Origin of the sequence: Rhizobium sp. NLR10b (assembly GCF_019685435.1) — a bacterium.
Taxonomy (GTDB): domain Bacteria; phylum Pseudomonadota; class Alphaproteobacteria; order Rhizobiales; family Rhizobiaceae; genus Rhizobium.
Genome location: NZ_JABDWV010000020.1, coordinates 46,385 through 68,141, shown reverse-complemented (window position 1 = coordinate 68,141; position 21,757 = coordinate 46,385). Strand labels below are relative to the sequence as shown.

General features: G+C 61.8%; 24 protein-coding genes and 1 pseudogene. 11 read left to right on the top strand and 14 right to left on the bottom strand.

What is annotated here, in order from left to right; all coding sequences use genetic code 11:
- Positions 1–47 precede the first annotated feature (47 nt).
- Positions 48–485 carry a DUF1489 family protein gene (locus HJB91_RS27175; RefSeq protein ID WP_210631228.1) on the top strand — a complete coding sequence of 146 codons (438 nt, stop codon included), beginning with the start codon at positions 48–50 and terminating at the stop codon, positions 483–485.
- A gap of 44 nt (positions 486–529) precedes the next feature.
- Here the strand turns inward: HJB91_RS27175 and HJB91_RS27170 are convergent, their stop codons facing one another.
- The 7 genes and pseudogenes from HJB91_RS27170 to HJB91_RS27140 form a co-directional block, all read right to left on the bottom strand.
- A complete protein-coding gene (locus HJB91_RS27170; RefSeq protein WP_210631229.1) occupies positions 530–805 on the bottom strand; it encodes a hypothetical protein in 276 nt (91 codons plus the stop codon).
- A gap of 112 nt (positions 806–917) precedes the next feature.
- Complete coding sequence (locus tag HJB91_RS27165) at positions 918–2,444, bottom strand: D-alanyl-D-alanine carboxypeptidase (protein ID WP_221156435.1); 1,527 nt, start codon at positions 2,442–2,444, stop codon at positions 918–920.
- Positions 2,445–2,583: 139 nt separating this feature from the next.
- The gene (locus HJB91_RS27160; RefSeq protein WP_210631231.1) at positions 2,584–3,369 is read right to left on the bottom strand and encodes a hypothetical protein; all 786 of its coding nucleotides are present in this window, start codon (positions 3,367–3,369) and stop codon (positions 2,584–2,586) included.
- Between the two features lie 213 nt (positions 3,370–3,582).
- Entirely contained in the window at positions 3,583–4,188 is a 606-nt protein-coding gene (locus HJB91_RS27155) for a transglutaminase-like cysteine peptidase (protein ID WP_221156433.1), read from the bottom strand.
- A 457-nt stretch (positions 4,189–4,645) separates the two neighbouring features.
- A pseudogene (locus HJB91_RS27150) lies at positions 4,646–4,783 on the bottom strand (prolyl aminopeptidase); the annotation flags it as partial.
- A gap of 357 nt (positions 4,784–5,140) precedes the next feature.
- Entirely contained in the window at positions 5,141–5,752 is a 612-nt protein-coding gene (locus HJB91_RS27145) for a PilZ domain-containing protein (protein WP_210631233.1), read from the bottom strand.
- Positions 5,753–5,876: 124 nt separating this feature from the next.
- A complete protein-coding gene (locus HJB91_RS27140) occupies positions 5,877–6,521 on the bottom strand; it encodes a PAS domain-containing protein (RefSeq protein WP_210631234.1) in 645 nt (214 codons plus the stop codon).
- Positions 6,522–6,782: 261 nt separating this feature from the next.
- Between HJB91_RS27140 and HJB91_RS27135 the strand changes: the two genes are divergently transcribed.
- Together HJB91_RS27135 and HJB91_RS27130 are read left to right on the top strand one after the other, a co-directional pair.
- Positions 6,783–7,571 carry a rhomboid family intramembrane serine protease gene (locus HJB91_RS27135; RefSeq protein WP_221156446.1) on the top strand — a complete coding sequence of 263 codons (789 nt, stop codon included), beginning with the start codon at positions 6,783–6,785 and terminating at the stop codon, positions 7,569–7,571.
- Positions 7,572–7,666: 95 nt separating this feature from the next.
- Positions 7,667–8,101, top strand: coding sequence for a CBS domain-containing protein (locus HJB91_RS27130; protein WP_210631235.1), 435 nt, complete (start codon positions 7,667–7,669; stop codon positions 8,099–8,101).
- A gap of 55 nt (positions 8,102–8,156) precedes the next feature.
- Here HJB91_RS27130 and HJB91_RS27125 read toward each other — a convergent pair whose 3' ends face one another.
- The 3 genes from HJB91_RS27125 to folE form a co-directional block, all read right to left on the bottom strand.
- Positions 8,157–9,119 carry a patatin-like phospholipase family protein gene (locus HJB91_RS27125; RefSeq protein WP_210631236.1) on the bottom strand — a complete coding sequence of 321 codons (963 nt, stop codon included), beginning with the start codon at positions 9,117–9,119 and terminating at the stop codon, positions 8,157–8,159.
- A 115-nt stretch (positions 9,120–9,234) separates the two neighbouring features.
- The gene (gene hisI / locus HJB91_RS27120) at positions 9,235–9,687 is read right to left on the bottom strand and encodes a phosphoribosyl-AMP cyclohydrolase (protein WP_221156432.1); all 453 of its coding nucleotides are present in this window, start codon (positions 9,685–9,687) and stop codon (positions 9,235–9,237) included.
- Between the two features lie 25 nt (positions 9,688–9,712).
- The gene (gene folE, locus HJB91_RS27115) at positions 9,713–10,327 is read right to left on the bottom strand and encodes a GTP cyclohydrolase I FolE (protein WP_064802729.1); all 615 of its coding nucleotides are present in this window, start codon (positions 10,325–10,327) and stop codon (positions 9,713–9,715) included.
- Positions 10,328–10,637: 310 nt separating this feature from the next.
- Here folE and HJB91_RS27110 point away from each other — a divergent pair, with 310 nt between their 5' ends.
- From HJB91_RS27110 to thrS, 4 genes are all read left to right on the top strand, one after another.
- Positions 10,638–11,084 carry an iron-sulfur cluster assembly scaffold protein gene (locus HJB91_RS27110; protein WP_221156430.1) on the top strand — a complete coding sequence of 149 codons (447 nt, stop codon included), beginning with the start codon at positions 10,638–10,640 and terminating at the stop codon, positions 11,082–11,084.
- A 5-nt stretch (positions 11,085–11,089) separates the two neighbouring features.
- Positions 11,090–11,494 (top strand): membrane protein insertion efficiency factor YidD, encoded by a 405-nt coding sequence (gene yidD, locus HJB91_RS27105; protein ID WP_221156428.1) that lies wholly within the window; start codon positions 11,090–11,092, stop codon positions 11,492–11,494.
- Positions 11,495–11,609: 115 nt separating this feature from the next.
- Positions 11,610–12,137 carry a DUF1697 domain-containing protein gene (locus HJB91_RS27100; protein WP_210631240.1) on the top strand — a complete coding sequence of 176 codons (528 nt, stop codon included), beginning with the start codon at positions 11,610–11,612 and terminating at the stop codon, positions 12,135–12,137.
- Between the two features lie 122 nt (positions 12,138–12,259).
- Positions 12,260–14,266, top strand: a complete 2,007-nt coding sequence (gene thrS / locus HJB91_RS27095) for a threonine--tRNA ligase (RefSeq protein WP_221147718.1) — start codon at positions 12,260–12,262, stop codon at positions 14,264–14,266.
- Positions 14,267–14,524: 258 nt separating this feature from the next.
- Here the strand turns inward: thrS and HJB91_RS27090 are convergent, their stop codons facing one another.
- Entirely contained in the window at positions 14,525–15,628 is a 1,104-nt protein-coding gene (locus HJB91_RS27090) for a hypothetical protein (RefSeq protein ID WP_221156426.1), read from the bottom strand.
- Positions 15,629–15,741: 113 nt separating this feature from the next.
- Here HJB91_RS27090 and HJB91_RS27085 point away from each other — a divergent pair, with 113 nt between their 5' ends.
- From HJB91_RS27085 to HJB91_RS27075, 3 genes are all read left to right on the top strand, one after another.
- A complete protein-coding gene (locus HJB91_RS27085) occupies positions 15,742–16,326 on the top strand; it encodes a nitroreductase (protein ID WP_210631243.1) in 585 nt (194 codons plus the stop codon).
- Complete coding sequence (locus HJB91_RS27080; RefSeq protein WP_221156423.1) at positions 16,326–16,937, top strand: flavin reductase family protein; 612 nt, start codon at positions 16,326–16,328, stop codon at positions 16,935–16,937. Before HJB91_RS27085 ends, HJB91_RS27080 begins: the two co-directional genes overlap by 1 nt.
- A 102-nt stretch (positions 16,938–17,039) precedes the next feature.
- Complete coding sequence (locus HJB91_RS27075; RefSeq protein WP_210631245.1) at positions 17,040–18,185, top strand: DUF2336 domain-containing protein; 1,146 nt, start codon at positions 17,040–17,042, stop codon at positions 18,183–18,185.
- Here HJB91_RS27075 and HJB91_RS27070 read toward each other — a convergent pair.
- Positions 18,182–18,601: a hypothetical protein gene (locus HJB91_RS27070; RefSeq protein ID WP_221156421.1), complete on the bottom strand. Its 420-nt coding sequence runs from the start codon at positions 18,599–18,601 to the stop codon at positions 18,182–18,184. The two genes, HJB91_RS27075 and HJB91_RS27070, sit on opposite strands and share 4 nt — an antisense overlap.
- A gap of 131 nt (positions 18,602–18,732) precedes the next feature.
- Here HJB91_RS27070 and HJB91_RS27065 point away from each other — a divergent pair, with 131 nt between their 5' ends.
- Positions 18,733–19,191 carry a GNAT family N-acetyltransferase gene (locus HJB91_RS27065; protein ID WP_221147715.1) on the top strand — a complete coding sequence of 153 codons (459 nt, stop codon included), beginning with the start codon at positions 18,733–18,735 and terminating at the stop codon, positions 19,189–19,191.
- Positions 19,192–19,208: 17 nt separating this feature from the next.
- On the opposite strand, the gene HJB91_RS27060 is transcribed toward HJB91_RS27065, so the two are convergent.
- Together HJB91_RS27060 and HJB91_RS27055 are read right to left on the bottom strand one after the other, a co-directional pair.
- Positions 19,209–20,411 (bottom strand): AI-2E family transporter, encoded by a 1,203-nt coding sequence (locus HJB91_RS27060; protein ID WP_210631248.1) that lies wholly within the window; start codon positions 20,409–20,411, stop codon positions 19,209–19,211.
- Between the two features lie 115 nt (positions 20,412–20,526).
- Positions 20,527–21,666: an esterase-like activity of phytase family protein gene (locus HJB91_RS27055; RefSeq protein ID WP_221156419.1), complete on the bottom strand. Its 1,140-nt coding sequence runs from the start codon at positions 21,664–21,666 to the stop codon at positions 20,527–20,529.
- Positions 21,667–21,757 lie beyond the last annotated feature (91 nt).

Here is a 21,757-nt window from a genome sequence, read left to right as displayed (position 1 = left end):
TTCGCTTCACACTTGACGCCCGCCGCCAAAAGGATTTGAACGGCGGCATGGCATTGCATCTCATCAAACTCTGTGTCGGCGCCGACTCGATCGAGGACCTGCGCGAATGGGTGGCGGAGCGCTCGCTGCGCGCCATTGCCGCCGGGCTCGAACCGCATTCGGTTCACACCACGCGCATGGTGCCCAAACGCATGGAGGAGCTTCTTGACGGCGGCTCGCTCTATTGGGTGATCAAGGGGCAGGTGCAGGCGAGGCAGAGGCTGCTCGACATCGAGACGTTCACAGACGATGAAGGGATTTCACGCTGCCGTCTGATGCTCGGCCCGGAGGTCATCGAAACCGCGGTGCAGCCGAAGCGGCCTTTTCAGGGCTGGCGCTACTACACGCAGGATGACGTGCCGCCCGATCTGACGAGCTTGGGCGCCGGGATCGCCGAAATGCCCGCGGAACTGCGCCGCGAACTGACAGATCTCGGCCTGCTCTAATTCTATCGCCCAAGATACCGGTTTCGGACGACGGCATGCGGATTTCAGCGCAGACGCAGTTGCACCGGCGCGTTGCCGTCCGGCGACGTCACATGCAGATGAATGCGGGCTTCCGGCTGCGAATAGCGCCAGGCGCGGGCGCCATGGCAAAGCAGCAGATTGATGAGATCCCGGGTCTTGGCAGACTTCGCCCTCGGCCGTTGCAGACCGATTTCGGCAAGTCGCAGCGCCGCTTCGTGCAGCGGATGCAGGGATGAACGCCCTTTGGCCCCGCCGCGGCGGTCGCCTGGCATTCCCGGAACATTCTCATTGATCGCCATAGTTTTCCCCGTACGCACTACTGATCGAGTTCAAACCGATAGCCGGAAACGCAAACACCGATTCCGGCCGTTCCAGATGCCGCCGGCCTTGTCGCAGGCGGCACCGAATAGCTCATTGTGCTGCCGCCCAGCACTTGATGCCGGCCTTCTTCAAGGCCTTGCAGGCGTTGACCGCATCGCGCTGATCGTCAAAGCCGCCGAAGCGGGCGCGGTAGACCTGGTCGTTGCCTGCGCCGTAGGCGACGGCGAAGGGCTTTGCCGAGGCCAGCGCCTTGCCGCCCTTGCTCTTCGCGCTCTCCAGGAGGTCCATGGCCATCTGCCGGCTCGGCGAGACGCCGACCTGGACGACCCAGCCCGCAGGCGCGGCACTTGCCGGGGTGGCGTTGGTCGAAGCGGTCGTGACGTGGTCGACGGCGGCGTTGTCCTGTGCAGCCGGTGCGACGACCGGAGCCTGCTGCTTGAAGCTCGTGGTCTTGACCTTGGTCGCAGCCGGCATCGTCTGGGCAACCAGCGGGTTCTCGGATTTCGGCGCCGATGTTTCGGTATAGGCGACTTCGGCCTCGGCCACCTGATAACGGGCATCCGGCAGCGGGCCCTTATGCGGCAGGCTGAGATCGGCGGCAGCGGCAGAAATGGGCGGCTGCGTCGCAGTGATCGTTTTTGCGACCTGTTCCGGGGCGACCTGCTGCCGGGCCTTCTGCGGCTGAACCGGAGCGGGCGTTTCGATCATTTCAGGGGCAGGGGCTGCCTGGGCCACCAGCGCCGAATTTCCGCCGCGGCTCGACGCCTTCGGCAGGTAGGTGGCGATCAGATTGCGCATCTGGGCATCGCGAGCCGGGCCGGACGTGCCGCCGAGCACGACGCTGACGATCGACTTGCCGTCGACCTGTACCGAACTCACCAGGTTGAAGCCGGCGGCGCGCGTATAACCAGTCTTGATACCGTCGACGCCGCGCACGGAGCCGACCAGCCGGTTGTGGCTGCGGATCGTGCGGGTGCCGAACTTGAAGGCGCGGGTGGAGAAATAACCGTAATATTGCGGGAAATGCTGGCGAAGGGCGATGCCGAGGCGGGCCTGGTCGCGCGCTGTCGTCATCTGCGCCGTGTTCGGCAGGCCGTTGGCGTTGCGATAGGTGGTGCGCGTCATGCCGAGTGCATGCGCCTTGGCAGTCATCATCTGGGCGAAGCGGTCTTCGCTGCCGCCGAGCATCTCGCCAAGCGCGGTTGCCGCATCATTGGCCGACAGGGTGACGAGACCGAGGATGCCCTGCTCGACGGTGATGGAGCCGCCGGCGCGCACGCCAAGCTTGGTCGGCGCCTGGGCGGCCGCGTGAGCGGAGAAGGGAACCGGCGTATCGAGGCGGATGCGACCCTGCTCCAAGGCCTCGAAGGTCATATAAAGGGTCATCATCTTGGTCAGCGAGGCGGGATATTGCAGCCGATCGGCATTCTCGCTGTAGAGAACGTTGCCGGTCTTGGCGTCGACGACGATGCCCGCATATTTCGGATTGGCCGCCTCCGCGTCGGCGTTGACCGAATCAACCAGGACGACCGTGAGAGCCATCGAAAGGATCGCCAGGAGCTTTGCGAAAAAGCTGCCGGACCGGGACGATGATACGGAGGAGACTGACCTTGACACTATTCCACTCTTCGCTTTGCATTTCAGATATTGGGCGGGAACCGCACACGCCCGCCGCACAGCTCGTCTTTTGAAATTACCGATTCAGCGTTACCAATCCGTTTATGATGAATCGTTTCATGCCTTCTCCGGCGGCATTTTAGGGACCTGTCACAGAACGGTTCACAAGACGCGGCTCCACAAAGAGGCGGATCGCGGCATCAATATGTTCCCAGTCGGCGAGATGGCTGCTGGAGAAGCGGTAGAGGACGCTGAGATCCTTGCCGACCTTGATGTCGCGCTGACAATCTCCGCTTGCGGCCTTGTCCTGAGTTGAAGGCAATATGCAGCGCACGACGTAGTCCGGCCCGCCTTTGACCGGTGCCGTGAGCAGCACTTCTCCGCCATAACCGGCGTCGGCGCGAAGTCGATGGAGGGTCAATCCGTCCCGGAAAGGCTCGGCTGCTCCTTCGATCAGATGCGAATAGATCGGCTCCAGCCGGCCGGACATGTCGCGCGACATGGTGCTTTGAGTGATTTGCAGGAAGATGAGGCTGGAGGATTGGGCGATGTCGTCGAATCGCAGATGGTTGTCCTTGCCGTAACCCTGCATGGAGGGCCAGGCGAGGTAGAGATCGACGCGTTCGGCGGCGCCGTCATGCCTCTGGCTCGGGAAGCGTATGGTATTTTCGGGGAATTTCACGGTGTCGCGGCCGATAGTCAGCGTGATTTCTGTCGTGCTGTCGGTATTGCCGGCAAGGGAGATGTGCCGGCCGAACCAGCGGCCGGCGATGCTGATGGCGACGGTCAGGACCGCCAGGACTGATATCACCGCCATCGTGCGCAGGAGAAACCTCATGGAAAGAAGCGGCTGCTCGTCGGGTGCGCTTTGGGCGGCTTGGCTCATGGCGGTTCTTCGCGTTTCGGTCCGCCGCAGGAAGAACATGAGCCGCCGGTGCCGATGATGAATCTGATCGCCATCATCGAACCGGCAGGGTTAATACTTCGCTAAGATTTGGGTCGCACCGGGATGGACCCTTGTCCCAAAAAGGAGCGAGCCGTTCCCGGGACAGCGGGAACGGCTCTTGGGCACCGGTCGGGGACGGGATGCGGGGACTGACCGGGCCGAAACCTGTGCCGGCTTTGCCGGCGGGCTGGCTTACCTGACGCTGCCGACCGCGACAGCGCGGCCGTCCTGAAGCTTCGACCAGCGGGCCGGATCGGTGGCGGATTGGCGCTTCAGATAGGTGTATTCGGTGTCCGACCACAGCAGCACCTTGTTGCGCATGTTGTCGAGAATGAAGTCGCCGTGATCGGTGCGGACCGTCAGCACGGCATGACCTTCGCCGTTCGGCTGCAGCACGACGGTGATCAGCGTGTCGGATGGCGAGAAGCCGTCCTCGATCAGCATCTTGCGCTTCAGCAGGGCATAGTCCTCGCAATCGCCGACGGTTGTGGGATATGCCCAGCGTTCCTCGACACCGTAGATCTGTTCGTCCGTCTCCGGCTGGATCGACGAATTGACCGTGTAGTTGATTTTGAGAATTTCCTTCCAGCGATCCTCCGTGAGGACGGCCGGCCCGGCATCGCCGCCGGCATAGGTGCATTCCGCCGGATTGGCCTTGCAGAATTCATAGTGTCCGATCGGCGGGCTGGCATTGCCCGCCAGTGCCATGCTGGCGGGCGTTGCATGTCCCGAGCTCGCCATTGCCATCATGATCGCACTGGCCAGAAGGCCGCCTTTCAGGATGTTCGCAGTTGTCATTGCCGTCTCCCCTAAGTTGAGACGACAATGACATGGACGTTTTTATCCCACGCAAAATTACGCAATAGAATTAAATGCTTAGTTGAATCAAATGCCGATAAAACTTGGCTCGAATGCGAATAAAATTCAGCGCGTATTTGTGTCGAAATCGATTAAAATTGCAGTGGACGCGACAAGGACTTCGCCCAGGGAAAGCCTGCGTTGCCGTTGCGTCGTTAAGAGTTTTCGCTGAGCCGGATAAAAGCCGGCGCCGCCGCGGCGGGATGCTTGCGGTGGCGATGCCGGTGGAATTGGCCGGTTGGAACGGGCCGAAAGCAGAATATCGCTCGGATTCCGGGGTTCGGCATTAAAATTATTTTTGAGGAAAATCGCGAAATCGATCGGTGGCGGCGACGATTGCCGCACTCATATCGGGGTTTGCAGTGGAATGGGAAGCGTGCGGAAGGATTACGAGCTCGCTTTCCGGCCCGCCGTGCAGGACGAGCGCCGTCCGCCCCATCGGGTTGCCGCAGGCTTCCCAATAGATCAGGTTGCCGTCACCCGCATCGAGCAGGCCGTGATCACAGGGTTCGATTTCCGGGTAGAGGGCTGGCATCGGTGCACCTGCGGTCGAGGCGGACCTTATCCATCATGTTCATGACGAAGGGAAGATGGACGGCCGACGGAAATTCCTCGATGCAAGATCCTGCCTAATTTCGCGCGGCCGCTTCGGCCCGACCGGTGTCGCAGCTTGTTCCACTCATAATTCTACCTGATTTACTGGTTGGAACGACTTGCGACAGGATTTCGCGCCAGCCTTCCAAAGCCGGATCTGCCGCCGCTTGCAGATCGCTTGCCGTGGTGCTTCCCGCTTTCAACACGACTCGACCCGGTGCGCCCCGGACCTGGCACGCGCTTTCGAAGCAATCGGCCACGAATTGATCCGCCGCAGGGCATCGTGATTTTTAGGCTGTCAGAGGAATTCGCGCAGTGTCTCGCGGGACTGGATCGACAAGAATTCGATCGCCACGCCTTCGACGAAGTGACGCACGACGCGGCCGCGCATGTTACCGAGGCGCACCGCCGTTCCGATCGAGGGACGCATCTCGACATCGATGGCGGCGCCCGACAACGACAGGTCCATGATGCGGCAGGTATAGCGCGTGCCATCCTCGAGCGTGAGTTCGGTCTTTGTATCACGCGGCGTCAGACGGTCGTGGCGACGATCTTCCGGCAGGCCGAGCTCGTGCTTGTTGGCAAGCCAGGTGAGCTGGGCAGCGAGCTTCTCGCGCTTGCGCTCGGTGGCATTGATCGACATGGTAAAGCCGCGGCCGTCGAGCGTCTGGACATAACCTTCGACGCGCCCGAGATGGTCGATATAGGCGACGACGCGTTCGTTGGCGCGCGGCCGGCCGGTGCAGGTGACGTACATATCGCCGGGCGACATATCGATCACCATGCATTCGAATTCCTCGTAATTCGCAAGCATCAGCCGGCCCTGCATATTGATCGGCACGCGCTGAAAAACGCCTTGTTCAGGGCGCGGCGCAGGTCGTTGCGTCTGAGCTGGCTGGAACGAGTGCATCAAAGGGCTTCTTCATAAAAACTGGAGAGATTAATCCTTACCTCCAATCCATTAACAGAAGGTTGTTTCGCCTTATTGTGACATGGCCGAAAACGAGTGCGCGCCTTGTCCTGAAACGAGACGCTCAACGCGCCTCGGCACTCAGCAGCTGTGACACCATGCGGCGCATGGCCTGGCCGAATCCGATGCCTTTTGCCGCGACGACCTCGTTGATCGAGCGCAGTTCGGCTGGCGCGGCCTTGCTGAATTTTTCGGGCAGCAGACGGCTGCGGTCGAGCGCCAGGAATTCCAGCGGCACGATTTCCAGCCAGCTCGCAGCCGCCGTCGGTGCGATCGCGCCGAGCAGCCGGTCGCAGGCGCCATCCGGCGAGCGCAGCGGCATCATGATGATCTCGAAGGAGGCCTGATGACCGACGGTGCTGTAGCCGGTGGTGTTGAACAGGGCCGGCATGGCATGGTTCATGACGCCCATCGCCGTGCGTTCAATGTCCGCATGCTGGCCATGCGCCCAAAGCGACGAAAAACGTTCACCGCGCAGGTCGCGCCCGAAGAAATCGCAGATGCGGGTGCCTGCGAGCCGGAAAACGATGTCTCCGCCGTCGCGCGTCTCAAGGATGAAGAGACTTTGCAGAAGATGGGGAACGGCAGAGGGTTCGACCTGTGATTTCAGCGGCGCATCGGCAGCGCCGCGGATACGGTTCCAATAGTCAAAAATTTCGATGGTCGTTTGCACACGCATTTCACACCAACCTGTCCCATTCCGGAGCATTTTCGGGCAGTCATTGCCCGTACAGCTTCTACCTTGCGGATTTCATGCCAGATCCAGGCCGTTAAGGTTAAGAAAGGGTTTCGGTTGAGGCGCGACGTCTGTCGTGACAATGTCCAGCCATCGCTTCGACTTTCGGAGTTCAGCACGATCTGCCGATCCTGGGTCTTTTCAGGAATTCGGGTTACGCCGCCCGGCACTACGGGCGGCTTTTTTTTTGACAGGCGCTCCTGTATGGCTGAGGCCCTCAACGAGGCGATAAAGATGAACGAGCAGACGGGCGAGCCAGACAAGACGCCCGAACTTTCCGAGGCCCGGCCGCCGGCGCGGCCCCCCCGCGTGCCGGTCTTCAACCTTCCGCCGGCGCTGCTCTTCAGCCTTTGTCTGCTCATCCTTATCTATGCGGTGCAGGCGCTCGTTCTCTCGGACGATGCAGTGGGCTGGCTGCTGTTTACCTTCGGTTTCGTCCCCGCTCGCTACGCGATTCCGTTGTCGCAGCAGGGACTGGAGCTGTTCTGGACGCCCGTTACCTATTCGCTGCTGCACGGCAGCACCCAGCATATCCTCTTCAATGCCTTCTGGCTGATGGCCTTCGGAGCGCCGGTCGTGCGCCGCATCGGCACGTTACGGTTCCTGTTCTTCTGGATCTTGTCCGCCGTCGCTTCCGCCGCCCTGCATGCGATCCTCAATTGGGGAGACGTATCGCTGCTGATCGGCGCATCGGGCGTCATTTCCGGGCTGATGGGGGCTGCCTGCCGATTCGCCTTTCCGGCCGACCGGCGACCGATGCCGGTGGCGCATCTCAACGCCCGGCTTTCCATCATTGACGCCCTGAAGAGCCGGACCGTCGTCATTTTCATGCTTCTCTGGCTGGTCGGCAACGCGCTCATCGCCGCCGGCATTCCGCTCGTCGGCGACAGCGACCAGGAGATCGCCTGGGACGCGCATATCGGCGGCTTCGTCTTCGGCTTCCTTTTGTTTTCGCTGTTTGACCGGGCGCCACGGCCGCCTGCAGAACCGGCGGGAACGGAGAAGGATATGTTGCAATCCTAAGCCGGGCAGTGCACCATCGAACGATCCGCGATTGGGGGGAGCAACCGCCGCGGATGCCTGTGACACACGTCACAGGCTCGACATAGGAGGTTCGAATGACCAGTTCAGTCAAAGCAATCCTCGACCTGAAGGGCAGGGACGTCATCACCGCCGGGCCGAACACCACTGTCGCCGAGGCGGCCGCCATTCTGAGCAAGAAGAAGATCGGCGCTATCGTCGTCGTCGGCATGGAGAACCGGATTTCGGGCATGTTCACCGAGCGCGATCTGGTGCATGCCATCGCCAAGCACGGCAAGGATGGCCTCGATCAGCCGCTCTCTCAGCTCATGACTTCAAAGGTCTACCGCTGCCACGAGGAGACGACCGTCAACGAGTTGATGGAACTGATGACCAGCCGCCGCTTCCGCCACGTGCCGGTGGAAAGCAACGGCAAGCTCGCCGGCATCATCTCGATCGGCGACGTGGTGAAATCCCGGATCGCCGAAGTTGAGCGCGAGGCCGAGGACATCAAGGCCTATATCGCCGGCTGAAGTTTCGGTTTTTTGAATGATGCCGTCGTCCCAGCCGCCGTCGCGGGACGACGCCTCATGGAGGGCTGGCGTAGACTTCCTGCATGCGCTTGATCTCGGGAAGCCTGGCTCTCGCTTCCTCATAGCCGCGTTCGATCGCCTCGCCTGCGCGGTGGAATTCCGAAAGGCCGATATAGCTCAGGCGTGGCTGCAGTGAAATATCGGGCGGATCGCCGGCAAGGCGGGCGCGGGCAATCCTGTCCTGGATGATGTTGAAAGCCTGCACCATGACTCCGGTCATGCCGAGGCGGGCATAGGGCGCCTCTTCCTGTTTCTGCAATTCCTGCTGCGAGAGGCTGGCATTGTGCCGGACGACCGCCGAGCGGCCGTAGAGATCGTAGTTGAGATTGACGGCGACCACCAGCGGCTGCTCATAGGCGCGGCAGACAGAGACGGGAACCGGATTGACGAGCGCGCCGTCGACCAGAGTGCGGTGATTGCTGCGGACCGGCTCGAAGATACCGGGCAGCGCATAGGAGGCGCGCAGCGCCGTGATCAGCGAACCATTGGCGATCCAGACCTCGTGGCCGGTATTGACCTCGGCGGCGACCGCGACAAACGGCCGGTCCAGATCCTCGACGTTCAGGCCCTCGAGATGCTCCTGCATACGCTTGGTCAGCCGCATGCCGCCGAACAGGCCGCTGCCGCCGATCGTCAGATCGAGCAGACTGGCGATGCGGCGCATGGTCAGCGAGCGCGCGAAGCTTTCGAGTTCATCGAGCTTGCCGGCGAGATAACAGCCGCCGACCAGCGCGCCGATCGATGTCCCGGCGATCATGCCGATTTCGATTTTCGCTTCGTCGAGGGCGCGCAACACGCCGATATGGGCCCAGCCGCGGGCGGCGCCGCCGCCAAGCGCGAGTGCGATCTTGATTTTGTTGACAGGCGCGGGCGCAGGGATCGTCTCGAGTATCGTCGACATGCCGGAACCGGAGCCTTCGCCTTCAGCGCTTTGACGGTGCAGACTCCAATTCAGCATTGCGCTCTCCCCTCCAGCAGAACACGTATGTCACGATAGTGTGCCCGATCGGTTGCCAAAAGGTATATAGAACCGGTTTCTGGCACAATAAGGGGCAAATGCGGGGTCGGTCAGTCTATTTTCCGTAGACGTCGTGCGGATCGAAATGACGCTCGTCGTCGACAATGTCGAGCATCGGCTTTCCGTCGCGCAGCGTCACCGTCCGATAGAAGCAGGAACGGCGGCCGGTGTGACAGGTGGCGTCATGGCCGGCGACCTCGACCTTCAACCAGATGGCGTCCTGGTCGCAATCGGTGCGAATTTCCTTCACCGTCTGAAGATTGCCCGAGGTCTCGCCCTTTTTCCAGATCTTGCCACGCGACCGGCTGAAATAATGGGCCGTGCCCGTCTGGATGGTCAGCGCCAGGGCCTGGGCGTTCATATGCGCCACCATCAGCAGTTCGCCATCGCCGGCGTCGGTGACGATCGCGGTGATCAGGCCGCGGTCGTCGAAACGCGGCGTGAAATCGCCGGCGTCTTCCAACGCCGACTTGTCCTCGGATGGTTGATTGAAGATCAGTTGACTCATTTCGGCCCTCCTGAGGGAGCCGGTATCAGCGGCTCCGCACCATGCTCATGAAACGGGCCTGATCGGCCGGTTCGGTCTTGAACGTTCCGGTAAACGTCGTGGTCAAGGTGGTCGAACCCTGCTTCTGAACGCCACGCATCGCCATGCACATATGTTCGGCCTCGATCAGTACGGCAACACCCCGCGGATTGAGCGTATCGTCGATGGCCCGGGCAATCTGGGCCGTCATCGTTTCCTGGGTCTGCAGGCGCCGGCCATAAATCTCGACGACACGAGCAATCTTCGACAGGCCGAGGACGCGGCCATCAGGCATGTAGGCGACGTGGGCCTTGCCGATGATCGGCACCATATGGTGTTCGCAATGCGAGTAGAACGGAATGTCCTTGACAAGGACCATGTCGTCGTACCCGGCGACTTCCTCGAAGGTTCGGCCAAGCACATCCTCCGGCGCCATGTCGTAACCGGCAAAAAGCTCGCGGTACGCTTTGGCGACACGGGCTGGCGTCTCGATGAGGCCTTCGCGCGTCGGATCGTCACCGGCCCAGCGCAACAGAACGCGAACGGCTTCCTCGGCCTCCTGCTGGGAAGGGCGGTCCGAGTCGCGGTTCGGCTGCGGAAAGTTCTTTACGATGGCGTCCATGATCAATGGTCTCCTGGCCCGCGTCGCGGACCCATCTGTCGGAATCGCCACTGGTCAGTCCCATGCGGGAATTCATGCACCTTTGGCAGGCTCCGGGGCTTTCAGGGCTAATTCAAGCGCCCATCCGGCAAGGTTTCCCAATCAAACTTACACAAGGCCATTGCATTTTCATCGCCTTGGAACGACATACATATAGGAAGACGGCCATTATATGTAAGTATCCTCAGATGACACGGTGTGTTTTTTGTTTCAACGACAATGACAGCCCGATCTAGGCCGATCCGCAGCGATTTTGGAGCGGAAATCCAGCATGGACGACATCTACAACAGCAAAATCCTCGAATTCGCCGGCAATATTCCGTTGATCGGGACGCTTGATGATGCCGATGCGACCGCCCAGGCGCACTCCAGGCTTTGCGGCTCAAAGGTGCGGATCTGGCTGAAGATGGATGGCGATGTCGTGACCGGTTTTTCCCATGACGTGAAGGCCTGTGCGCTCGGCCAGGCCTCGTCCTCGATCATGGCCCGCCATGTTGTCGGCGCGACATCGGGCGAATTGCGGCAGGCGCGTCTGGACATGCTCGCCATGCTGAAGGCGGATGGGGCAGGGCCCGGCGGACGGTTCGAAGACATGCGTTATCTCCTGCCCGTGCGGGACTACAAGGCCCGCCATGCTTCGACGATGCTGACCTTCGACGCGGTCGTCGACGCGATCGGGCAGATCGAGGCGAAACAGGCGGAAGTTGTCGAGGCGTAACCGAGATGTGCGAGTTCTGCGTCCGGCAGGCTGACGATGAGGACGATGGCGGCGCGGCCGGATCGAGACGGCCGATCGAAAAATCCGCACGCTGCTCCCGCAATTATAGCGAGCCGTTCCGCAAGACCCCGGACCGCCTGCTCGGCATGGGGCTTATCCGTCTCTATCAGCTGACGCTTTCCGGCTTTGTCGGCAACTCCTGCCGCCATATCCCGACCTGTTCGGAATATGGTTACGAGTCGATCGCCCGTCACGGATTATGGGCTGGCGGCTGGATGACGCTGTTTCGCGTCGGCCGCTGCGGTCCGGGCGGCACCAGCGGCCTCGACCCGGTGCCTGAGACACTCGGCAACGATTTTCGCTGGTGGACCCCATGGCGCTATCTCGCCCTTGGACGCAAGAATGGGTGAACGCAGTGACGATGCTCGGCGAACATCATTGTGTTTCGGAGGTCAGGGCAGCGATGATGCGAGAGGCGCGGTCACTGTTCGGTGACTACGACTGCGAGGAGGAGAGCGAGTGGCCATGAGCATGTTTGTCGCCCTCCTGCACAGCATCGTGCTCTCGCCCGACCGCCGGGTGATCATGGAAGACTTGCGCGCGCTTGCCAGAGAACTCGGCTATCGCGAGCCGCGCACGCTGGTTTCAACGGGCAATCTGGTTTTCGAGGCCGACCAAATACGTCCGCATGAACTCGAGGTCGCGCTGGAAGAGGGTTTCGAAGAGAAGTTCGGCAAACATGTCGATATCATCGTGCGCAGCGACTGCACCTGGATGGCGCTCTGCGGCACCAATCCCTTCCGGGACGGCAGCGGAGACCAGGTGATCGTCCGGGTGATGCGCCTGCCGATCGATCCTGAGAAGGTGGAGGCGCTGAAACCGCTGATGGCGGAAGGGCAACGCCTCGCCGTCGTCGGCGGCGATCTCTGGATCGATTTCGCCGGCAAACCGAGCCAATCGAAACTGCTTTCGGCGCTGACGACCAAGCGCCTCGGCGTCGGAACCATGCGCAACTGGAACACCGTTTGCGGTCTTGCGCAGATGATCATGTGAGCCGGCTGCTTCTTTACTCCCGGGCGAAATCTGAGTATCAGGCGGCAGCGCATCGAACAAAGAGAAGCGCTGTCGTTGCAACCACCCGCATTCGTTGGCGGGACTGGACAAGGAGAATTTCGATGTCTGAAGTCATTTCCCTAACATTCCCTGATGGTTCCATGCGCAGCTTCCCGGCTGGCGCCACCGGCCGGGATGTCGCCGAATCCATTTCCAAGTCGCTCGCCAAGAGCGCCGTCGCCATTGCGATCGACGGCGGCGTGCGCGACCTTTCCGATGCCGTTACCGACGGCAAGATCGAGATCATTACCCGCAAGGACCCGCGCGCGCTGGAACTCATCCGCCATGACGCCGCGCACGTGATGGCCGAAGCCGTGCAGGAGCTTTGGCCCGGCACGCAGGTAACGATCGGTCCCGTCATCGAGAACGGCTTCTATTACGACTTTGCCAAGAACGAACCCTTCACGCCCGACGATCTGCCGAAGATCGAAAAGAAGATGAAGGAAATCATCGCCCGCAACGCGCCGTTCACCAAGCAGATCTGGTCGCGTGAAAAGGCCAAGGAAGTCTTCGCCGCCAAGGGCGAACAGTACAAGGTCGAGCTCGTCGATGCGATCCCGGAAGGGCAGGATCTGAAGATCTACAACCAGGGCGAATGGTTCGACCTTTGCCGCGGCCCGCATATGGCCTCCACCGGCCAGGTCGGCACCGCCTTCAAGCTGATGAAGGTCGCCGGCGCCTACTGGCGCGGCGACAGCAACAACGCCATGCTGTCTCGCATCTACGGCACGGCATGGGCAGACCAGGCCGATCTCGACAACTACCTGCATATGCTGGCCGAAGCCGAGAAGCGCGACCATCGCAAGCTCGGCCGCGAGATGGACCTCTTCCACTTCCAGGAGGAAGGCCCGGGCGTCGTCTTCTGGCATGGCAAGGGCTGGCGCATCTTCCAGACGCTCGTCGCCTATATGCGCCGCCGACTCGCTGTTGATTATGAAGAAGTCAACGCGCCGCAGGTGCTCGACACCTCGCTTTGGGAAACGTCGGGTCACTGGGGCTGGTATCAGGAGAACATGTTCGCCGTGAAATCGGCGCATGCGATGACGCATCCGGAAGACAAGGAGGCTGATAACCGCGTCTTTGCGCTGAAGCCGATGAACTGCCCCGGTCATGTGCAGATCTTCAAGCATGGCCTGAAGTCCTATCGCGAACTGCCGATCCGTCTGGCGGAATTCGGTCTCGTGCATCGCTACGAGCCTTCGGGCGCACTGCATGGCCTGATGCGGGTGCGCGGCTTCACGCAGGACGACGCGCACATCTTCTGCACGGACGAGCAGATGGCGGCCGAATGCCTGAAGATCAACGATCTCATCCTGTCGGTCTACGAAGACTTCGGCTTCAAGGAAATCGTCGTCAAGCTTTCCACCCGGCCGGAAAAGCGCGTCGGCTCCGATGCTCTCTGGGATCGCGCCGAAGCCGTCATGACCGATGTCCTGAAGACGATCGAGGCGCAGTCCGAGGGCCGCATCAAGACCGGCATCCTGCCGGGGGAGGGCGCCTTCTACGGGCCGAAGTTCGAATATACGCTGAAGGACGCGATCGGCCGCGAATGGCAGTGCGGCACGACGCAGGTCGACTTCAACCTGCCGGAACGCTTCGGCGCCTTCTACATCGACAGCAACTCCGAAAAGACGCAGCCAGTGATGATCCACCGCGCCATCTGCGGCTCGATGGAGCGGTTCCTCGGCATCCTCATCGAGAACTTCGCCGGTCACATGCCGCTCTGGGTATCGCCGCTGCAGGTGGTGGTCGCAACGATCACTTCCGAAGCTGACGCCTATGGGCTTGAAGTCGCCGAGGCGCTGCGCGATGCCGGCCTCAACGTCGAGACCGACTTCCGCAACGAGAAGATCAACTACAAGATCCGCGAGCACTCGGTCACCAAGGTTCCTGTCATCATCGTCTGCGGCAGGAAGGAGGCCGAGGAGCGCACGGTCAACATCCGCCGCCTCGGCAGCCAGGACCAGGTTTCGATGGAGCTTGACGCCGCCGTCGAGAGCCTCATGCTCGAGGCGACGCCGCCCGACGTCCGTCGCAAGGCCGAGGCAAAGAAAGTCAAGGCGGCCTGAAAATAGGGGGAATACGACAGCGCCGATTTCGGCGCTGTCGGAAATGTCTTTCGCGAGGGGCAGCCACTCGTGCGCCTCCCGTCTCCACTTCCAAATCTTCCTGCCAATGAATGAAATGCGCGCCTAGTCTAGCGGTATCGGCCGATGCGTAGATCCAAAATGGTAGCGTCGTTGCACGTCTGATCAGACGCGCGGCGCTGCAGAACGCCGGCCGATCGGCTTGATCGCTGGTACGCCGCAGAAGCGTGCCCGGCAGAATCAATCCAGGCTGGCGCCGTCGCCGCCGCCCTGCGGCACGAGCTGTTCGTAGGAGGGCAGAGGCTCCTCCGGAGCCGGCTGGACACCCGGGGGCGACGGCGTGCCGGCCGGCGCCTGCTGCACCGTGCGGGCCGCCGGGCTCTCGGGCTGTTGCGGCTGCTGGTCCTTCATCAGAACTTCGACATCGGTATTCCGGCCGGCAACCACTGTAAAATCGCGCTGATAGATCTTGTCCTTGTTGCGGGCGACGGCCGAGTATTCGCCTTCGGCAAGGACCATGGTCGGGAAGGCGCTGACGCTTTCGCCGACACTGTCGCCCGCTGCCGTCAGGATCGACCAGGCGGTGTCGGCGATCGCCTCGCCGCCGGCTTCGGAGACCAGCTTGAAGGTCATCTGGGCGGCGCGGTGCTGGATCGTTGCCTCTGTGAGCTTGCCGGCCTCGACCTGGATGTCCGCGCGGATGACGGCGTTGACGCTGCCATATTCGGAAACGATGTGATAGGTGCCGGCATTGAGGCGCACGACAGTGTTCGGCGAGACATCGGCCACGACGAGGCCGCGCTCACCGTCGTCGCGCACTTCCGAGGAATAGATCGAGAAACTCAACTGGTCGGGGCGGATGCGGGCATCGGTGCCGGAGACGGCGTTGAGCAGCAAGCCGCCGGCATCGAGGACCATCACCTGCTTGTCGACCTCGCCGTCAGCGGGCACGGTCAACTTCTTTGTGACGCCGGCGCGGCCGAAGGAGACATTGACGAAATAATCGCCCGGCGCGAGTTGGAAGGCAGCGGGTCCGCCCTTGGCGCTGGCGATCAGCGGCAGCTTGCCGTCGGTGCCAGCGATCGGGCTGAAGACATACCAGGAAAGCCCATCCTCGACAGGCGTACCGTCGGCCGTCAGCTTGGCTTCCATTTCGATGTCGCGCAGCTTGGCTCCTTCGGGCGCGGTGCCGGGCGCAATGAAGGCGTTGAGCTTCGGCATCTTCGATGTCGAATCGAGCTGTTTGAAGTCCTTGAAGGCATCCTGCGCACCGGCGCCGACGGGCATCAATACCATCAGCGCGATGGCGAGGCCGATGCGTGCAAGAGGCGAAATGCCAAACATCTGTTTCGTGAACCGATTGACTTCTGAAATCGCAAAGGCCACTTCAAGACCAACGCGATGGCAAATTCAAGACCCACGCTTTGCAGCAGCATAAAAATGAAAGTTTCTCCCGCATGAAATCCGATATCAAGCTGATCGATTACCTAGCCGTGCGTCGTTCGATCCCCGCTTTCCAGATGTGCGAACCCGGCCCCGAAAAAGCCGAGATCGAAGAGATCCTGCGGCTTGCTTCGCGTGTTCCCGACCACGGCAAGATCGCCCCTTGGCGCTTCATCGTCTATCGCGGAGATGAGCGTGCGCGCCTCGGCGAGGAGCTTCTCAAACTGGCGCTCGAGACCAAGCCGGAGCTTTCCGAAGAGATGATCCAGGTCGAGCGCACCCGCTTCACCCGAGCGCCGGTCGTCGTCGCCGTCGTCAGCAAGGCGGGGCCGCATATCAAGATCCCGGAATGGGAGCAGCTGATGTCGGCGGGCGCACTCTGCCTCAATGTCATTCTCGCCGCCAATGCCAGCGGCTACGTCGCCAACTGGCTGACGGAATGGTTCGCCTATGACCAGCGCGCCTATCCGCTGCTCGGCCTCGAGTCCGGCGAAAAGGTGGCTGGCTTCATCCATATCGGCTCAACGACATTTCCGGCGATCGAACGGCCGCGGCCGGAGCTTGCCGATACCGTGACCTGGGTCGGCGGAGCGGACTGATGTTCTACACCACCGACAGCAATCGACACGGGCTCGCACATGATCCCTTCAAGGCGATCGTATCGCCGCGGCCGATCGGCTGGATCGGCAGCAAGGGCAGGGATGGCTCGGTCAATCTTGCTCCCTATTCCTTTTTCAACGCCGTTGCCGACCGGCCGAAACTGGTGATGTTTTCCTCCGCCGGTCGCAAGGACAGCCAGCGCAATGCGGCGGAGACCGGCGCCTTCACCTGCAATTTCGTCAGCCGCGATCTCGCCGAAAAGATGAATCGCTCCTCGGCGGCGCTGCCTTACGGCAACAGCGAATTCGATTTCGCCGGGCTGACGCCGAGACAGTCCGAACTGATCGACGCGCCCTATGTCGGTGAGGCATATGCCGTGCTCGAATGCAGGGTCACCGAGATCATCGAGCCGAAGACATTATCGGGTGCGCCGTCCGAAAACATTCTCGTCTTCGGCGAGGTGGTCGGCGTCCATATCGACGAGGCGATCGTCAGGGACGGCCGCCTCGACATGTCGATCGCCCGGCCCGTCGCGCGCATGGGCTACATGGACTACAGCGAAGGCAGCGATGTTTTCGAGATGTTCCGGCCGCAGATGCCAAAGGTCTGAGCGCAAAGCATACAAAGGCTTAAGAAATATGGTGAACCAATCTTAAACCTTTTGTCGCTACGGTCACAGCATTGAATGGAACGCGTAAGGAATCGCGTTCAAGTGCTGAGGCATCGCGTGATCGTAGAAGCTTTCCTTCGTTGGATAGAAACTGCCAAGACCGGCGACCGGGCCAGGGCCGCGAATGCGCTCGGTCGAGCCTATCTGCAATCCGAGATGAGCGGCGAGGAGCGGGCGGCAGCCGAGATGGCGATGACCTTTCTTCTCGATGACCCGTCGCCGCGTGTGCGGCTTGCGCTGGCCGAGGCGATCGCCTGGTCGCCCGACGCGCCGCGCAGCCTGATCCTTTCGCTTGCCGCGGACCAGCCCGAGGTTGCCTGCCACGCCGTCACCTGTTCGCCGCTTCTCAGCGACGCCGATCTGGTCGACCTCGCCGCACGCGGCAGCGGCGCCACCCGCATGCTGATTGCGGCCAGGGCCTATGTCACGCGCCCGGTCTCGGCTGCACTCGCGGAGGTCGGCGATGAAGACGAATTGCTCTGCCTGCTCGAAAACGACGGCGCGGCCATCTCCGGCCAGTCGTTGAAGCGCATCGCCGAGCGGCTTGGCGATTGTTGTGATATCCGCAACCTGCTGCTCGACCGCAGCGATCTTCCGGCCGATGCCCGCCAGCTGCTCACCCAGCATGTCAGCAATGCGCTGGTCGGCCTGCCGCTGGCGCAGGCGGCGATCGGCCTGCAGCGGCTCCAGCGCATCAGCCGCGAGGCGACCGAGGCAGCCATCGTTTCGATCGCCGGGGATGTTGCGCCGCGGGAGATACCGGATCTCGTCGAGCATCTGCGCCTCAACGGCCGGCTGACGCCGTCCTTGCTAATGCATGCGCTCTGCGCTGGTAAGCTGGACTTTTTCGCTGCTGCGATCGTCGATCTGACGGCGTGCAGCGAGCGAAGGGTGCGCTCGATCCTGGCAACCGGGCGCATGCATGCCGTGCGCGCCCTCTACGAATCCGTCGGCCTGCCGAGGGATATCAGCGTGATCTTCGTCGAGGCGACGCTTCTGTGGCGCGAGGCCGCTCGAAAAGCCCCGGGCAGCGTGCTGGGCACCGTCGGCGGCCGTCTTCTCGAAAAATTCCGCCATCACCATGGCGCACACGGCGCGGCCGGAGAACTGCTCGACATGGTGGAAAAGCTTCACGTCGCCGAACAGCGACAATCGGCCCGTGTCTATGCGGCACTTGCGGCGGCCTAGTCGTTCAGCCGGGTCACTACCCAGGAATAGCTGGCGGATACGAAATGCACGGGTTTGGACAGCGTCTCCTTGACGTCACGGCCGGATGGCAGATGTGAACGGACCTGGCCGGCGATGTTTTCAGCAAAGCTGGCGAGTCCTGTTGGTTCTTCAGGTGCCGCAGGAGCGGCGTCGCCCGCGGCGGCAGGCAAGGGCGCCGGTTTCGGGGGTGCGGTGGCGGCAAGCGCTTTCGGCGCCTCGCACACGGCGATCACCGAGGGATAGCTGACATTGGCATAGGCCTTGAGCCGGCGTTCGGCTTCGGCATCGCAAGCGGTAACGGTCTCCCAGCGCTTGTCGACCGTCGCGACATAGCTGCATTGGCTGACGGAATCGTCGCAACCGAGAATGGTCATTGCGATGAGCACCGCTTGCATATTCTGCCTCCTTGGCTATTGAACCCTGAGATCGCCTTAGACGGCCCAATTCCAACCGAAAGAAGGCGAAGGCATTAACTCTTCGTCAGGTCAGCAAAAATTTGCGCCTCCCGCAAACATTGGAAACCATCATGTCCGTCACCATCGCCCAGGAGCCGCCGCGCCAGGACGGCGTCATCCGCCTTCTCGATCTCTCCGACGCCTATGCAGCGTCGCTCTATCCCGCGGAGAGCAACCACCTGGTCGACCTCTCCTTGCTGGAGAAACCTTCGGTAAGCTTCTTCGTCGCCCGCAATGAGGGGGCGATCGTCGGGTGCTGCGCGCTGGTCGAGGCCGGCGACGGCACGGCGGAGATCAAGCGCATGTTCGTTGACCCGCAGGCGAGGGGATTGAGGATTGCGAGCGGATTGATGAATGCGCTGGAGGCGATCGCGAGGGAAAAGCGGCTGACGGCAGTCCGGCTCGAGACCGGCATCTATCAGCCGGAGGCGATCGCCCTCTATCGCAAATACGGATATCGGGAGATCGAGGCTTTCGGCACCTATCTACCGGATCCGCTCAGCCTGTTCATGGAAAAGCGGCTGGGATAGCGGTCTTTGAAGACAGGTCAGCCTTCGGCGACGCGCGGGACCGGCTTCGCCGGCGGTGCCTGCTCGTCGATGACGATCGGCGGTATCGTCTCGTTGCTCTCGGCGTTGCGGGCCTCGTGGATCCATTCGCGCCAGATGGCGACGATCAGCGCCATTAGCACCGGGCCGATGAACAGGCCGAGAAAGCCCATCGTCTTGACGCCGCCGACAAGGCCGAAAAAGGTCGGCAGGAAGGGCAGCTTGATCGGGCCGCCCACGAGCTTCGGCCGCAGCGTCTTGTCGACGATGAAAAGCTCGACAGTGCCCCAGACGAACAGGCCGACGCCGGCGACATGCGAGCCGCTCGCCAGGAGATAGATGGAAACCAGCGTGAAGGAGAGCGGCGCACCGCCGGGTATCAGGGCCATCACCCCCGTGAGCACGCCGAGCGTTACCGGAGACGGCACGCCGGCGATCCAATAAGCCACACCGAGCACGATGCCTTCGCCGATTGCAATCAGCGTCATGCCCATGACGGTGGAGCTGATCGTTGCCGGAACGACGCGGGAAATGCGTTCCCAGCGGTTCGGCAGGATGCGCTCGCCCAGCATGTCGATCTGCTTGGAGAAGGAGAAGCCGTCGCGATAGACGAAGAACAGCGCGATCAGCATGAAGAGCAGCGTCAGGAGAAGATGGAAAGCGCCGCCGCCGGCTGCCAGCACGGCGCGATAGATGTTGCCGATATTGGCGCCGCTAACCGCCTGGATGACCTCACCCAAGGCGCCGGGACTGCCGATATATTTTGTCCAGATCTCATCGAGATAGGCGCCTGCCCAAGGCAGTGCGACGATCCAGTCCGGCGTCGGGGCGCCGGCGCGGTTGGCGTGGATCGCCCAGGCGACCCAATTGCGCACTTCGCCTGTCGTATAGGTGATCGCAAGCACGATCGGGATGACCAGGAAAGTGACGATCATGATGATGGCGATGGTCGCCGCGACCGTGGTATTGCCGCCGACGCGGGCAAGCAGCTTGCGATAGAGCGGCCAGCTGGCGAAGCCGATGACCAGGGCTGCAAGCACCGGCACGAGGAAGCCGTAGAAGAAATACACGCCGGCGGCGGCGACCAGCACCAGCAGCCAGCGCGCCGCCGAAATGGAGGGAATCAGCGGTGTGCGTGTCGGCGCCGATGACCCCAGCCATCGCGGCTCATGATTGGTTTTCTGACGGTTGAACACACCCACGCGCGCCTCTTCTTATTCTTGTACTCTGGTTATGGGCCATGAACCCGGCGGTTTCAAGGTCCGCGCCGCGAAAGCCGATATAAAGCATCACTGTTCGGCCGTCAGACGCGGCGTCTTACTGCCGCGGGCGGCTGAGAACCTTGAAGGCGTAGAATTGCGTCTTCTGGTGGGTCGAGAAATTATTGTCGGAGCCGAGGATGAGGACGTCGGTACCGTCCTTGGCCTTTCCGAGCGACATCGCCTCGATATTGTCCGGGACGAGACCGATTGCCCTGAGATCGAGAACCTGGCTCTTGCGGGCGGGGACCACACGCTGGTCGCTCTTGGCGAGGGAGGCGATGGCGGATACGTCAGTGGCGTCGGCGAGATCGACCATCATGATCTTGATGTTATTGCCGAAACCTTCGGCATAGCTGCGCTCGACGGCGAGCAGGCGGTGATCGTCAAGCGCAAGCATTTCCGACATGCCGTTGTCATTGCCGCCGTCGGCCTTGGTGGCGGCCTGCGGGATCGGCGAGATCGGATAGACATACTCAGCCTTCGGCTCGCCCGTTGCGCCGTCATAGCGGATGATGCGCGACAGGCTGCCCGTCGTCAGTGACGGCTTCGGCCCATCCTGGTAGAGGGCGGCTTCGACGCCGACGAAAACATCAAACGAGGGTGCGACGGCGAGATCCTCGAAAGCGAGGTTGTCGCGGATGCCGGCCGACTTGTCGATGGTCGGAGCAAAGCCCTCGGGCAGCTTGAACTCGCGTACGAATGAACCGTCCGGCGTCGTGACGCGGATGAAGGGCGGCAGCAGCACCTTGGCGTCGCCTTCGCTGCCCCAGTAGATGCCATCCTTGCCGAGACGGATCGATTCCGGGTCGACGGTCTTGGCGGCGAAGAGTTCACCGGTCTTGTTTTTCAGCGTCACATGCTTGACGGCGGAAACGCCCTTGAGGCCCAACGCATCGACATCGATGTCGAGTTCATAGAAGCGGGCGGGTGCCCTGTCCGAACGGTCGTCACTGATGGCGATATAGTGGCCGGTGGCGGCATCGAAATCGAGGCCTGATATGCCGCCGAATTCGACGCCGTTTTCCATGTGCCCCGTGGATATGATGAATTCACCGAGATAGGAGAGCGAAATGCCGGCGGCGCAATCGCCGAAGGGGCAGGCGCTTTCGAAGGTGGCGCCGATGTCGGTGGCGCTGGCGGTGACGGTGCTGGACAGGAGAACGAAAGCGGCGGTCGCAGCAAAACGCTTGGTCATGGCAAAATCCGGCAAAGGTTGAAAACGGCTCGAACCGGCGCAGGCGCCATTCCCGGGGGAGGTCCGCGCGCCGTCCGCTTCATGCGCCGGT

Coding starts and splice junctions, on each gene's coding strand:
- HJB91_RS27175 (WP_210631228.1), top strand. CDS start 48: ATGGCATTGCATCTCATCAAACTCTGTGTCGGCGCCGACTCGATCGAG.
- HJB91_RS27170 (WP_210631229.1), bottom strand. CDS start 805: ATGGCGATCAATGAGAATGTTCCGGGAATGCCAGGCGACCGCCGCGGC.
- HJB91_RS27160 (WP_210631231.1), bottom strand. CDS start 3,369: ATGTTCTTCCTGCGGCGGACCGAAACGCGAAGAACCGCCATGAGCCAA.
- HJB91_RS27155 (WP_221156433.1), bottom strand. CDS start 4,188: ATGACAACTGCGAACATCCTGAAAGGCGGCCTTCTGGCCAGTGCGATC.
- HJB91_RS27145 (WP_210631233.1), bottom strand. CDS start 5,752: ATGCACTCGTTCCAGCCAGCTCAGACGCAACGACCTGCGCCGCGCCCT.
- HJB91_RS27140 (WP_210631234.1), bottom strand. CDS start 6,521: ATGCTCCGGAATGGGACAGGTTGGTGTGAAATGCGTGTGCAAACGACC.
- HJB91_RS27135 (WP_221156446.1), top strand. CDS start 6,783: ATGAACGAGCAGACGGGCGAGCCAGACAAGACGCCCGAACTTTCCGAG.
- HJB91_RS27130 (WP_210631235.1), top strand. CDS start 7,667: ATGACCAGTTCAGTCAAAGCAATCCTCGACCTGAAGGGCAGGGACGTC.
- HJB91_RS27125 (WP_210631236.1), bottom strand. CDS start 9,119: ATGCTGAATTGGAGTCTGCACCGTCAAAGCGCTGAAGGCGAAGGCTCC.
- hisI (WP_221156432.1), bottom strand. CDS start 9,687: ATGAGTCAACTGATCTTCAATCAACCATCCGAGGACAAGTCGGCGTTG.
- folE (WP_064802729.1), bottom strand. CDS start 10,327: ATGGACGCCATCGTAAAGAACTTTCCGCAGCCGAACCGCGACTCGGAC.
- HJB91_RS27110 (WP_221156430.1), top strand. CDS start 10,638: ATGGACGACATCTACAACAGCAAAATCCTCGAATTCGCCGGCAATATT.
- yidD (WP_221156428.1), top strand. CDS start 11,090: ATGTGCGAGTTCTGCGTCCGGCAGGCTGACGATGAGGACGATGGCGGC.
- HJB91_RS27100 (WP_210631240.1), top strand. CDS start 11,610: ATGAGCATGTTTGTCGCCCTCCTGCACAGCATCGTGCTCTCGCCCGAC.
- thrS (WP_221147718.1), top strand. CDS start 12,260: ATGTCTGAAGTCATTTCCCTAACATTCCCTGATGGTTCCATGCGCAGC.
- HJB91_RS27090 (WP_221156426.1), bottom strand. CDS start 15,628: ATGTTTGGCATTTCGCCTCTTGCACGCATCGGCCTCGCCATCGCGCTG.
- HJB91_RS27085 (WP_210631243.1), top strand. CDS start 15,742: ATGAAATCCGATATCAAGCTGATCGATTACCTAGCCGTGCGTCGTTCG.
- HJB91_RS27080 (WP_221156423.1), top strand. CDS start 16,326: ATGTTCTACACCACCGACAGCAATCGACACGGGCTCGCACATGATCCC.
- HJB91_RS27070 (WP_221156421.1), bottom strand. CDS start 18,601: ATGCAAGCGGTGCTCATCGCAATGACCATTCTCGGTTGCGACGATTCC.
- HJB91_RS27065 (WP_221147715.1), top strand. CDS start 18,733: ATGTCCGTCACCATCGCCCAGGAGCCGCCGCGCCAGGACGGCGTCATC.
- HJB91_RS27055 (WP_221156419.1), bottom strand. CDS start 21,666: ATGACCAAGCGTTTTGCTGCGACCGCCGCTTTCGTTCTCCTGTCCAGC.